Genomic DNA, 12,890 nt, shown 5'->3' on the forward strand with positions numbered 1-12,890 from the left:
ACAGTCGGGCGCGTGGTCCGCAAGATGAGACCTTGAGTAAAGCGGCATGATTGCGCCGCTTGCACTGAGTAACGCGCGAAAGTTGGTGATGGCACGCTCGGGTTCTGGACCGCCCTGCGGGAGGTATTCGCGACGACGCGGGAACAACGTTGTTGGGTCCACAAGACCATGAATGTGCTCAGCGCATGCCGAAGTCCGTGCAAGCTAAAGCCAAGGGCCATTTGCAGGATATCTGGCAGGCGGAAACAAAGGCCGAGGCCAACGCTGCTTTCGACTTCTTCAGCGAAACTACGGCGTCAAATACGATAGAGTCCTTGCCGAGCTTGCCAAGGATCGTGAGGCGTTGCTGACCTTTTACGACTATCCGGCGAAACACTGGAAACACATTCGGACGTCAAACCCAATCGAAAGCACCTTCGCCACCGTCCGGCATCGCACGAAGCGCACCAAAGGATGTCTCAGCCGCATGACCGGTCTGGCCATGGTCTTCAAGCTGATGATGTCCGCCAAAAAGAAAGGGCGCAAGCTCGATGGTCAAAATCGACTGCCAGAGATCATCCAGGGGATTGAGTTCCGCGATGGGATCCACCAACTTCAAGCTGCCGCCTGATCAGACGGCGCCAACTTTCGCGCATATCTCCTTGCACTGTCGCAATAAGCTGATCGTGAGGTGGCCGTTGAAGGGACTGACAAAGTAGTCTCGCAATAGGTGCGGCCGCTGCGACTCCTCCTTGCGCAGCATCAACCCTTCTTGTCGAATACCTAGAGCGACGACAAGGCCCACGGCACACCAGCCGGTTTTCAGTATTCGTTGATATCGCCGTCATAGGGGTCTTCGTCGGCCGCGCGATTGCGGAATATTTTCCGAAGCACGATCCAGACGGCCGCAGAGAGCAATGCCCAGGACATAAAGATAAACGGGGCGGAGCCCTCGGCGGGATCAAGGAAGTAGAGCACCACCGCGACGATCCAGGCGCCAATTCCGAAACCGAGCGCCAGAAATGACGGCAGCAGTATTTCCAGAACGATCAGCGCCGCGCCGAAGACGAACCAGAAAATGGCGGTGTGCGGATTTATAAAACCTACCAAATCTATCATTTCAGCCCCTTGAGCATCTTGAATGCGTCGCCGAAGGCGTCCAGCGCGTTGGCCGGCACCAGAATGGTGGAGGTGCCAGAACTATCTCCCAGAGCGGCCAAAGCATCAACCTGCTTCAGCGCGACCTGATACTGCGCGGCTTCGATCCCGTTCTTCGCAATCGCTGCGGCAACCACCTCTGTGGCATAAGCTTCGGCATCGGCTTCGATACGGCGGGCGTCAGCCAGTTTGCTGGCCTCGTAAAGCTGGGCATCGGCCTTCAGCTCGATCGCGCGCTTTTCGCCCTCGGCCTGTGTCACCGATGCCCGCCTTGCGCGTTCTGCATTAAGTTGCTGCAGCATGGCGTTGCGGGTCGCCTCGTCGAGATTCACGTCCAGAATTTCGGCGCGGGTGACCTCTATCCCCCATTGCTCTACCGCGTCCTCGACTGCGGCTTTGATCTCGGCGATCAGTGCAGAGCGGTTGGACTGAACCTCGTCGAGTTCGATCTTGCCCACGGCAGAGCGCACAATCCCCGCAACAGTGGTGGCAATCGCGCTGTCGATGTCGCGGATGCGATAGACAGTCTTTTCGGGCTGGATGATGCGGTAAAAGACACTGGTTTCGAGATCCACCAGGACGTTGTCTGAGGTGATCGCATCCTGGCTGGCATTGGGCAACTGGCGCTCGAGAACGGTGATCTTGTGTGGGATGCGGTCAACGAACGGGATGATGAGGTTGATGCCGGGGCCAAGGACCCGCTGGAACTTTCCGAAACGTTCGACAATCCACTTGTCCGCTTGGGGCACGATTCGTAGTCCGCGTGAGATCGTGAATATGACCAGAACCGCGATAACCAGAAAAAAGATCTGAGTTTCCGTCATGAGTAACTCCGGTGAAATCCGGCAAACGCCATGCAGCCGAGTGGCAGGAAGGGAATCAACGCACGGTTGATCCTGATCATACAAGGACGAAACGACTTTGTGGAGGCGACCACATTGCGACGGTTGAGGTGCGTTTTACGACCCTGATCAGTCTATGTCTTGGTGTTGAGGGCCCGACCCTAGCGTGATACGGAACTGCGCTTGGGTGTGCTACTGTCGAGGGCACAGCGTCGAATAGTCCGGTACTGGCCGGTCGAGACCTGCGCGGCCCTACAAGCTGGCGACCATGCCCGACTGCTGCCTCATCACCAGACCAAAGAGTATCTACACGCTGAGACAGCGCCGGGTCGCCACCCCCCCAAAAAAACGCCCGGGTCGCCCGCGTTTGTCCCGAGCCAGCCCATTCCCCTGCGGTTTGCAACCACCCGCTGGCGGATCTGGGGGACTGCTTGGATTTCCAACTGCTCTGGCGACTTTGGCAGTACGAACCGCATTGATGGCCTGCCAACCGCTTCACAGATTGCCTCGGCATCATTGCGATCATTCTTGTTTGACTTGACGAAGGGCTTCACAAACTGAGGCGAGATCAATCGCACTTCGTGTCCAAGATTAGCCAGAACCCGCGCCCAGTAGTGCGATGCGCGGATCAGAAGCATATCAACAAATCGAGATCAAAAGCTCCAGCGCTGTCCAGATTGAAGCGGCAATCGGCCCGGAATAGCAGTAAAATGCCTTTCAGAATGTTGAACTGTGCTGTGGGGCGTGCTCATTTACTGCTATGAAACGCCTACAATGCACAGACAAATGAACCGCCTGTTGAGCATTGTTGGAGCCATGTTCTTGTGGTCGGGAGCACATGCACAAGAACTAGGCCCGCTTGCACCGCTTGACACCTCCAGTCCCCGGGCAACGTATCAGTCGCTTCAATCTGTGACGCGAGAGCTGGAAGATCTCTACGAAGCCTATCATGCGGATAAGACCCCCCGCCGGTGTTCAGCAGATATTCCGCACCATGGGACGCGGATGGCGGCTGTTTGATCTGAGCGAGACCGCACTAGCCACCCGAGTTGAAGTCAGTGGCGCATCCTTTGCCTATCTACTCGATATTCTGCCACGACTTCCCGCACTTCATCCCGAAGACATTCCGGGCGGAAGCAATGCCCCGCCAATCTGGCACATTCCCCAAACCGAGATCGCGATCAGAAAGGTCGAAGAGGGTGAACAACGCAGCGCTTACCTTTCTCGCCGGAAACCATGAGGCGACTACCGGAATTTCACGCGCAGATCATAGACTACCCACCCCTGCAAGCGGTCCAGTATCTCAGCTGGCGGGACGAGCAGATCCGCTTCACCGGGCCATACATTCCCTATTCGGTCGTCGAGAAACTCCCCGAGCTTTTGCATGGTCTCGTTTGCGGAACACCCACATGGAAGGTCATGCTGGTTCTGGTTTTCTGGACGCTGCTCCTATTCGTCATGATCTTCTGGTCCCGTCTGGTGTCGCGCCTGGGGGCAGAGCGGAGCGCAGTCTGGGGGCTAGCACTCCGCCTGACGACGCCGCTTGTGCTGTCAATGTTCGCAACCGCGATGCATGGCTTCATGCGGACTCAGATAAACCTTTCCGGAAGTTTTGCCGAAGCCATGGACCTTTGGGCCACGGGCCTTGTCTATATCGGGCTGGCTTGGGTGGCCTGGCTTGCCGTGTTCCTTGCCTTCGAGACGATTATTGCGCTGCCGGCGATCCCCGATGACAGCCATGATGCACATCTACTGCGCCTTCTGGCGCGGGTCGGATCACTGCTGGCAAGTGTGGCAGTACCGGTTTGGGGGGCCAGCGATCTTGGCATTCCCGCTCTTGGGCTGGTCGCAGGGCTCGGTGTTGGTGGTTTTGCGCATGCTCTTGCGGCGCAATCCACGGTCGAAAACCTGTTCGGGGGTGTTTCCATCTTTGCCGATCGCCCCTTCCGGGTGGGCGATATCATCCTCTATGGTGGTTCGACCGGGATCGTCGGGGCGATCGGGCCGAGGTCCAGCCGCATCCGCGGGCTGGATGGAACGCTGACCACTGTTCCCAGCGGCGCCTTGGCCAAGATGCATATCACCAACTATTCAACGCGGGACAAGTGTCTGTTCCGGCAAGTCATCGGACTGGGATATGAAACCTCGCCCGCACAGTTCGAGTGGCTACTGGCTCAGATCCGCAAACACGTTTCGGCCCACCCTCTGGTGGAGGAAGACGAAGCCGGCATGCCGCGCGCCCGCATTCTTGGTTTCGCCGATTCCGCGATCGAAGTGGAAGTGCGCGCCAACGTCATGGCATCCAACTGGGAAGAGTCGACGGGCGTTCCTGCACCGAGGGCTGAAGGCGGAACGAATGGAGTTGGTGGAGGACACCGTCCTTGTTCATGCGGGAGCGACGGGGACAACCGCTGCCTGCACTGGCTGCGACGAGGTTTCTCGATACATCCACAGTCACGATTGGCGACGGCTCGCGGATCTGCTCGCTCACGGACGGTAAGTCAGAGTCCTCCTGAACGTGCGGCCCTTTCGCTGCAGGGCTATATGTTGTCTTGTCAGGATATTCACCGAAAGGTTTCCACTTGCCGTGACGCTGCTGCATGCACGGCGCACGCCACGCATGCAGGGGACGGTGTATCACCTCGCCTTGCCCCCGGTGGTCGCCCCGCGCAGGCACTTGCCGGGCGGCTAATGCTGCCGGTGAGCAAGGATACTTTCCTGCGTAACGTCCGGGAGGCGACTGAAGACCCTGCTGTGACACCCCGTGTGGTCAGCATCGATGACGACTGGGTCTGGCGCAAGGGGCGCGTAACTTTACGGTGCCGGTCTTGACGTGACGCTCGAAGCTTGTATCGGGCTAATCATATCGGACCCGCGTTTCTTAGTGAGCATAGGCTTTGGCCATCACCTCTTGGCCACCAAGGGCCGAGACCAACACCAACGGGTTCCAATAATCCTGATAGCGCGCAATCTTGCTATCACGCAGATGCAGCACACAGATATATTTCTGGTCATATGGAAGACCCGTTTCGGATCCGCGGCCCTGACAGGTTGCTTCGAAAATTGTCCGACCGTGCTGTCGACCTGGTCGCCCAATCTTCAGAATAGCCGATAAGCTCAGCCTGATATCAGTCACATAACAAAGCCATGTCGATTACAGGTATTGGTTGACAATGCGATTGATGCAGGTTTTTTTACACTAAAATCAAGAGGATCAGATGCGCGACTTCTTTATACGTTCGTTGGAAAAACTTGTTGGGCTTATTGTCATTTTGTCGATCATCGGAGTCGTGATCGGGTCCGTGTCAGCCATGTTTGTGCCGGATGGAGGGTTTCTGGCCGGGCTAGCTGTCCTTGTCGGCGGGACTATTTATATCATTCTGTTGGGTGGTGGACTTTATCTTGGGCTCGGGATTTACGACAACACTCGCCGCACCGCCGAAGCATTGATGAATCGCAATGCAGCCGACCTCGCAAACCAAACCAGTTCGTCTCAAGATTGAGGCTGACTGCGGTTCTCACGCGGTACCGAGTTGAACGATATCGCGCGTCGTATGGCGATCTGTATTCGGGGCAACCATAATTCTGACCGGGACGATGCGCGGTATTAACCGTTCGTTGTGTGGCCGTTTGATCGCCGTAGGTTCTACGATGGTAGCCATTGGACACGACGCGATGGCCGTTGCGGACCCCATGCGGCTTGGAGCGACCAAGTCCTTTGCTTTGCCTCGGACCTGCCCTCACACAACAGACCGCGAGACCGAAGGCGGTGCTTGCCTGGATTGCGTCAGTACTCTCGGAGCGGGAGCATCGTGGCGCGATGTAGTCAGCACTACGGGCGGGTCCGCTATCCTGTCCGCTCTGAAATCGCCGGCAGCAGGCGAGATATGGCGTTGTTCAACATTGCGATTTCGTAACGCTGAAGGTGGCTGATGTTCTTGCCGACGCGGCGCCTCGAGGCATATCGGTTCCAATGCGATATTGCGGATGCAAGGGGGCTGGACATCCGGTGACAAGAACGTCACGAAAAGACAATGATGTCAGTCCGATGTCGCCCGAACCACCACGGCGGACTCGTCGGCGAAGTGGACATTCGCACGTTTGTACCCGGGAGAGTAAATGGCTGGTTTCGCATTTCTGCTGAGTTGCTTTCTCCTGATCGGCAGCGGGCTGGGCATTATCACCTTTACCCGGGCCCGTCGTGTCGAACGCCGACTACGTGAGATGGAGGCGCAGCTACAGCAGCTGATCGATGGTGGAGATCTCCTGGCCGACGGTGCCAGCGCCGCATCGCGCGAGGCATCGACGACCAGCGCCTTCGATGGCTCTCAGCCCGAACAGGCGCACGGACGAGACGCGCCTGAGAGATCTGTCGCGCCACTCTCCAAGAGTTCGCAGGGCACGAAGCAGAAAAAACCTGCTCGCTCAACGCCCGAGCGCAAGCCGCTCAGCGCACACACGACACCTGCGCGAGTCTCGCTGGAGGAACGGTTCGGTACACGGTGGGTTGTCTGGGCCGGCGGGTTGGCGTTGGTACTGGGCGGTGTGTTCCTCGTTCGCTATTCGATAGAGGCCGGTTTGCTCACGCCGCCGGCACGGGTTCTCGCCGGTGTGCTCTTGGGGCTGGCGCTGCTTGCAGGGGGTGAGTGGCTTCGCCGCAAATATCCCGATGCACCGGATCGACCACGTGCCTATATTCCCGGAGTCCTGACGTTCGCGGGAACAACCACAGTATTCGCGAGCATCTTCGCAGCACACGTTCTCTATGGGCTGATAGGATCGGTCGCTGCCTTTCTGCTGCTGGCCTGCGTCGCGTTGCTGACTCTTGCAGCCGCCATTCTCCACGGGCCCGCCATTGCGTCCTACGGGCTGATCGCGAGCTATGTCGTTCCCTTCCTGGTTCAGTCCGACCAGGCTTCGGCATGGCCGTTGGCACTTTACGGTATCGCCGTCACCTGTGCAGCTTATACGGTGGCACGTCTTCGCCTGTGGCGCTGGCTGGCGTTCGCAGGTGCGACGGGTGCGTTGCTCTGGGGTCACCTCATCGCGCTGGCCGCAATCGATACCGGGATGGCAGGGGCGCTCGCCGCCTACGATCTGGTGGTTTTCGCCCTCGCGGCCTTCGTCTTCGTCATATCATTCTCTCCCAGAAATGCGGCACAGGTGCCGGGACGGCAGGACCGGGCCGCAGCGCTGATCCTGTTCCTTCATGCTGGACCGTTGCTCTACCTGCTGCAAATCGACCACTTCAGCGCACTGTCGGTGATCATGGTTGCCACCGTTGCCATCGCCCTGCTCCTGATCGCCACGGAGTGGCCTGTCGTGGCGGTGGCCGCACCCGGCGCAGGTGTATTGCTGATCCTCGGGTTCCTGTCCTGGGATGTACCGCTTTCGACGATCGACCTTCAACAGTACCCGGTGGCTGCCTCTCGTATCGCGGCTGCGTTGGCCGATCCCGATGCCGACGGGTTCGTCCAAGTCGGTCTTCTGTTCGCGTTCCTGTCAGGCGGACTGAGTGCGTGGGGCGCATGGCGGTCGGCTGGACGTTGGGCGCTGGCCGCGACCGGTGTGGGCACGCCGCTGGCGCTGATCGGCATCGGTTATTTCCGCCTGTCCCCATTCGAGGTCAACCTGATGTTCAGCGGGATCGCCCTCGCTCTCGCAGCGGCTTTCCTTTGCATCACGACCGTTCTGGACCGCAACCTTCGCCCCGCCATTTTCGGCCGCGATGCGGCGGTGACCGCCTACGCCACCGGCACCGTGGGCGCCATCGCCGCCGCCATGGCAATGGCGCTGCAGGACGGCTGGTTGCCGGTGGCGCTGGCCCTGCTTGCCGCCGGAGCCGTCTGGGTCCACTGCCAGCGCCCGCTGCCCAAGCTCCCGATGGTGGCCTTCGGTGTCGCGCTCCTGAGTTGTGCCGCCATCGCCCATCAGCCGACCATAGTCGGCCCGGATCGCCTGGGGACAACCCCGATCATGAACGCCTTGCTCTACGGCTACGGTGTTCCCGCGCTCGCGTTCAGCTTCGCGGCCTGGCGGCTGGCACGACACGCGCGCGATCGCGTGCAGCAACTCTTCGAGGCGCTCGCGTTGTTCCTGTGCCTCACGACGCTTGCGGTTCTCGTCCATCACGCCATGAACGACGGTGCGATGCACACGGCCCCCGAGACACTGGCGGAATGGAGCCTTCACAGCCTGGTGATGCTTGTGGGCGGAATCGCCGCAGGCCGGCTTGATCGAGTGGCTCACAGTTCGGTTCTTCGCCATGGCAGTCTCGGCCTGAGCCTGGCCGGCTTCGCGACTATCGCCGGCCTGCATCTGTTTGTTCTCAACCCGTTGGTCAGCGGAGAATCCATCGGGGAAGGCGCGGTTCTCAACCTGCTGCTCGTCGCCTACCTGCTTCCGGCATTGCTCTGTGCGGCAATCGCGCTCTGGGCGGGCAGGCATCGTCCCGGCTGGTATCGTCTGGTTGCCGGGGGGCTGTCGGGAGCACTGGCATTCGCCTGGGTGTCGCTGGAGGTCCGCGCCGTCTTTCATCGCCCCTATCTGGACGCGGGCGGAAGCGGACCGCTGGAACTCTACAGCTACTCGGTGGCTTGGCTAGCTCTCGGTATCCTGCTGCTCCTGCTAGGATTCCGCCTGCGCCTGCGCCTGCTCCGACTGGTTTCGGCCGCATTCGTTCTGGCGGCGGTCGCGAAGGTATTCCTGGTGGATATGTCGGGGCTCGACGGGGTGTGGCGGGCGCTTTCATTCATCGGCCTTGGTGTCGCCCTGATCGGAATCGGACTTCTCTATCAGCGCGTTCTGACGAAGCCGGGCGCAGAGCCGTTTCAGAGCGTCAGGTAGTTTTGACATAAATACCTGTGGCCATGGATTTGCACGCATACTCAATCGCTTTCAGGCCTTCTTCAACCTTTTCCACGGACACTCGATAAGGCGCGATTTTTCCTTTTCGAACCATATCGTCAAGCGTCGCAAAAGCGTCGGGACAATAGTAGATTTCCGGTAATGCAGTTGCAGCAAGTCCAGACGCCCGACCCCAAGATTGGTCAGGCTGCGATCAGCAAAGGTTTCCAGTGCAGCCGAGGTATAGCCCTCGGCGACATGCGGGTTCAATCGTTTCCCGGCTTTGGTCGTGACCAGAGGGCGATCTCCGCCGCGCTCTGCTAGGACTCCCCGATCAATCGCTCAGAACGATCGTCGCCATAAACGTCTGCCGTGTCGATAAAGCTGATGTCACTGTCTAGCGCAACGTGGAGCGTTGCTTTGGCGTCGGTTTCGCTTACGTTGCCCCAAGATCCTCCGATAGCCCAGACTCCGAAGCCGATCGCAGATGTGGTCCATCCAGTATTCCCGAAAGGCCGATGTGACGGTGTTATTTTGTTACCTCAGTTTCAGAGCCAGAACCGTGGACGAACAGCGACTCCATCTTGCGCCTGACATTGGGCGGCCTTGGCTGGTGCTGGCCGCCCGTCATTCTTTCAGACTGGTTCTGGGGATGACAATACCGAATGTCGCCAGATGACCTCTCGCCTTCTGCGAACAAGCAAATCTTCGACGATGTTCTATCCGTAGGTACCGGTTTGGCTGGTTAGTCCGCTTCGTAACTCATGAAGGCGAACTTGCTTCCGTCGGGCGCCCAGCATGGAACGTTGATCGTTCCCTGTCCTCCGTAAAGCTCAAGCAAGACCTTTGACTGTCCTCCCTCCGTAGGCATCAAGCGTAACTCGACGTCTTTTCCGCCTGGGTGTCCCTGGGTTCCGGCTTGGTAGGCGAGATACAGAACATTTCTGCCATCGGGCGAAGGATGAGGGAACCAGTTGACGCTGTCACCGGATGTCATTTTTTCCGCCTCGCCCCCGTCGGGCCGGACCCGCCAAAGGTCGACATTGCCATCACGCTCGCCGTTGAACCAGATCCACTCGCCATCGGGCGTATAATCGGGGCCGTCACAGTGGTCAAAATCGTTCGTTATCTGCGTCTCGTCACCGCCGGCCACGTGGCAGGTATATATTTGGTAGCTTGCGCCCCGCTTTGCCGTATAGGCCAAAGTTTTTCCATCGGGCGACCACCCGTGCCAGTAGGACGGAACAAGCGGTGTGACGCGCTTTGGCTGTCCCCCCGATGCCGGCAATGTATAGATCGCACTTTCGCCGTCCTCAGTGGAATCGCTGATGACCAGTTGTGAACCGTCCGGCGAAATGCCGTGATCATTGTTGATCTTTGTCGCAAATCCGGTCTCGATGAGGCCAAGCGCCGGTGAATTCAGGTCAACGCGATAGAGCCGGCCATCGCCGTTGACGATCAGGGCGTCGCCATCGGGTGTCCAGTTGGGGGCCTCGATATGCCTGTCTAATGCAATCAAAGTATCTGCGCGGCCGGTGGCGAGATCGTAAATCCGGATGAGACTTTTCATCTAGTGCTCCAAGTGTTGGAATTAATCGAAGAAACCTGCATGTTCGGGCGCAAGATACGCCATGGCTTTTTCGGGGATTAGGTCCACGCCCATGCCGGGACGGTTGGGAACGTCGATATGGCCGTCGCACACAATCGGATCAGGAAGCCCTTCAACAATGTCATACCACCAGTCAGGGTCTCCGACAGGATATTCAAAGCCGATATAATTGGCGGGTAGAGCGGCCGACATTTGTACGAGTGCAGCCAGTCCCAAAAGGCCGTTTGCAGTTCCGTGCGGCGCGACCAGTATGCCGTGCAAATCTGCGTATTCTGCGATCCATTTCAGTTCCGCGATGCCACCAACATCGCAAGGGTCGGGGCCTATGATGTTCACGGACTTTCCTTCGATCAGATCCTTGTAGTTTTGCCGCAGATAGATTTGCTCGCCCGTGTGAATAGGGGTTGCCGTCGAGCGCGTCACTTCGCGATAGCTGTCGGCATTGACGAAGGGAGCGTAGTCGCCTGTCAGCAGGTCTTCGAGCCATAGCAGGTTGAACGGCTCTACCGCGCGTGCAAAACGAATGGCGTCGGGCACAGTCCAGCCCGGGCCACAGTCCAGTGCCAGCCCTATGCGATCTCCGCAGACCTCCTTCATGGCAGCCACGCAATCCACCATATGTTGAAGGCCACGTTCAGTCAGCAGGCCGCGGTCATGCTGTCCGTGATGATCGCCCGCTTCGGGGTCACCGTAGAAGAAATCCGGAACCTCGCGCCGCATCTTGCTGTGAAAGCCGATGGGCTGTTTCAAGATCGTGAAGTCTTCGGGCTGCCCTAGCATGTGTTCGCAGTTCCGGGCGTAGTCCTGCGGGGTAAATCCTTCGAGGGGAGTACGTTTTGCGCCGTTATAGACCCTGACGCGATCACGCTGCTTGCCACCCAGAAGCTTGTAGACTGGCACGCCCGCCACCTTGCCTGCGATGTCCCACAAAGCCATTTCAACTACACTCACGGCTGCGCCCCAAGGCTTGAAGCCACCCCGATGCCGAATGCGGCGCATGCACCGCTCGACATCGGTCGGATCCGCGCCGATGAGTAGCTCCTTGAGCGCCAAGATGTTCGGCAACAGAAAGGGCTTCCAGGTTTCGGCTTGCGCGTACCCGTCGATCCCTGCATCGGTGATGATACGCACGACCGGACTCTGGCCCAATAGGGCGCAACGCAGATCAGTGATCTTCATGAATTGCCCTTCGTTTCAAAGTCCCAAGGACTTCAGGTAGGTGATCGAACGCTGCGCGAATTCCTTCCAGTCGGACGGGTTATCGTGTTCTGTGACAATGTGGTGGGCGGAGGTCTCTTTGAACAACGGCGCGAGGCGCGGCCAATCGATGATGCCGTCGCCAGTCGGCGCCCACCCGTCATCTTTTTCCGTTCCCGGTGGTGCAGTATCTTTCGGCTGAATTGCCGCGATCCGATCCGCATAGCGTTCCAGCTCTGCGACGGGATCAGCACCCGCGCGCGTGATCCATCCGCAATCGATTTCGAACAGGACGTCGTCGCTTTGTCCCAGGATGTGCTCGATCGGGCGCGTGCCATCCGGGAGCGCGGCGTATTCGAAATCATGGTTGTGCCAGACCACTTTCAAGCCGTGCTTGGACACGTAGTCTGCACCTGTCGCCAGTTGCTCGCCGATCCTTTGCCAGAATTCGGTTGTGTCTTGTCTTTGCTCGGCAGGAACGAAAGGCGGGATCATATACGTTGCGCCCAATGCCTGCGCGATTTCGACATATTTCGCGGGCTCGTTGACGAGACCATCGAGAGGCATATGAAATCCGTAGCAGGCGAGCCCGGCATCATCGATCTGCTGACGGAGTGTCTCTGCCCCTTCTTCATAGGCAGGCAACCAAGGCTCGACGCCATCGTAGCCCATTGCTTTCAGGACCGACAGTTGGTCCTTCAGCGGCGGAAAGTTACGCGACGAATAGAGCTGGTAGGAAATCTTGTAGCTCATCGGTTCTGGGCCTCTTTGTCGGCGTCGAATTCCAGAAGTTCAATCATGATGCCGAGGTCACGCACGGTGTCGTAGTAGGCATAGCGTCCATGGCCGCCGTCGAATTCACCACGTTGAAGCAATTCATGTCCCTTGCTCTCAAGATACTCGTTGCGCTTGGTCAGATTGCGGGTGCGAAATGCGATGTGATGACATCCTGGCCCCTTCTCTTCGAGCAGATCGCGCCACGCCGATTTTTCTGGTCCAGGCTGCAGGAATTCGACGTCGATGTTGCCAAATTTGAACATCATGATGCGGCAACCGACTGTTGCTGGTTCGCCGCGATAGATGGCCCTGGCCTCTTCCGGCCCGGCGGCCTGGCCCTCTTCGGGCAATGGCTTGCCGGTCAGTTCGGCAAACCAACGTGCGGATTTTTCGACGTCATCAGTGACAAAGCAGATTTGCATCACTTCGTCGCGGTCAAGCAGACGTGTGTCCATGGGTGCTCTCGTACATTGGGGGTAGGG

At 58.6% G+C, this 12,890-nt stretch carries 10 protein-coding genes and 4 pseudogenes; 5 read left to right on the forward strand and 9 right to left on the reverse strand.

Translation table 11 applies throughout. From position 1 onward, the window contains the following. Positions 1-81 precede the first annotated feature (81 nt). Positions 82-610 (forward strand): annotated as a pseudogene (locus tag FPZ52_RS11940) (transposase); the annotation flags it as partial. A gap of 191 nt (positions 611-801) precedes the next feature. Here FPZ52_RS11940 and FPZ52_RS11945 read toward each other — a convergent pair. The 4 genes and pseudogenes from FPZ52_RS11945 to FPZ52_RS19235 all read right to left on the reverse strand — a co-directional run. Then, positions 802-1,098, reverse strand: a complete 297-nt coding sequence (locus tag FPZ52_RS11945; RefSeq protein ID WP_146365840.1) for an NfeD family protein — start codon at positions 1,096-1,098, stop codon at positions 802-804. Continuing rightward, positions 1,095-1,961: an SPFH domain-containing protein gene (locus FPZ52_RS11950; RefSeq protein WP_146365841.1), complete on the reverse strand. Its 867-nt coding sequence runs from the start codon at positions 1,959-1,961 to the stop codon at positions 1,095-1,097. Before FPZ52_RS11950 ends, FPZ52_RS11945 begins: the two co-directional genes overlap by 4 nt. 273 nt (positions 1,962-2,234) lie before the next feature. Further along, positions 2,235-2,342 (reverse strand): annotated as a pseudogene (locus FPZ52_RS19230) (IS5/IS1182 family transposase); the annotation flags it as partial. Positions 2,343-2,371: 29 nt separating this feature from the next. After that, positions 2,372-2,599: pseudogene (locus FPZ52_RS19235) on the reverse strand (IS110 family transposase); the annotation flags it as partial. A 329-nt stretch (positions 2,600-2,928) separates the two neighbouring features. Here FPZ52_RS19235 and FPZ52_RS11960 point away from each other — a divergent pair. From FPZ52_RS11960 to FPZ52_RS11975, 4 genes are all read left to right on the forward strand, one after another. Beyond that, positions 2,929-3,219, forward strand: coding sequence for a hypothetical protein (locus FPZ52_RS11960; RefSeq protein ID WP_146365842.1), 291 nt, complete (start codon positions 2,929-2,931; stop codon positions 3,217-3,219). Continuing rightward, positions 3,216-4,811, forward strand: a complete 1,596-nt coding sequence (locus FPZ52_RS11965) for a mechanosensitive ion channel family protein (RefSeq protein WP_146365843.1) — start codon at positions 3,216-3,218, stop codon at positions 4,809-4,811. The genes FPZ52_RS11960 and FPZ52_RS11965 overlap by 4 nt, the downstream gene beginning before the upstream one ends. A 386-nt stretch (positions 4,812-5,197) precedes the next feature. After that, positions 5,198-5,482: a hypothetical protein gene (locus FPZ52_RS11970; protein ID WP_146365844.1), complete on the forward strand. Its 285-nt coding sequence runs from the start codon at positions 5,198-5,200 to the stop codon at positions 5,480-5,482. A 616-nt stretch (positions 5,483-6,098) separates the two neighbouring features. Further along, positions 6,099-8,825 carry a DUF2339 domain-containing protein gene (locus tag FPZ52_RS11975; protein ID WP_146365845.1) on the forward strand — a complete coding sequence of 909 codons (2,727 nt, stop codon included), beginning with the start codon at positions 6,099-6,101 and terminating at the stop codon, positions 8,823-8,825. Positions 8,826-8,862: 37 nt separating this feature from the next. Here the strand turns inward: FPZ52_RS11975 and FPZ52_RS11980 are convergent. The 5 genes and pseudogenes from FPZ52_RS11980 to FPZ52_RS12000 form a co-directional block, all read right to left on the reverse strand. Then, positions 8,863-9,358: pseudogene (locus FPZ52_RS11980) on the reverse strand (aldo/keto reductase); the annotation flags it as partial. 212 nt (positions 9,359-9,570) lie between these two features. Continuing rightward, positions 9,571-10,395, reverse strand: coding sequence for a TolB family protein (locus FPZ52_RS11985; RefSeq protein ID WP_146365846.1), 825 nt, complete (start codon positions 10,393-10,395; stop codon positions 9,571-9,573). 21 nt (positions 10,396-10,416) lie between these two features. Beyond that, entirely contained in the window at positions 10,417-11,613 is a 1,197-nt protein-coding gene (locus tag FPZ52_RS11990; protein WP_146365847.1) for a mandelate racemase/muconate lactonizing enzyme family protein, read from the reverse strand. A 15-nt stretch (positions 11,614-11,628) separates the two neighbouring features. Then, positions 11,629-12,384: a sugar phosphate isomerase/epimerase family protein gene (locus FPZ52_RS11995; protein ID WP_146365848.1), complete on the reverse strand. Its 756-nt coding sequence runs from the start codon at positions 12,382-12,384 to the stop codon at positions 11,629-11,631. Then, a complete protein-coding gene (locus tag FPZ52_RS12000) occupies positions 12,381-12,863 on the reverse strand; it encodes a VOC family protein (RefSeq protein WP_146365849.1) in 483 nt (160 codons plus the stop codon). Before FPZ52_RS12000 ends, FPZ52_RS11995 begins: the two co-directional genes overlap by 4 nt. Positions 12,864-12,890 lie beyond the last annotated feature (27 nt).

The sequence above is a fragment of the Qingshengfaniella alkalisoli genome, from assembly GCF_007855645.1.
GTDB lineage: Bacteria > Pseudomonadota > Alphaproteobacteria > Rhodobacterales > Rhodobacteraceae > Qingshengfaniella > Qingshengfaniella alkalisoli.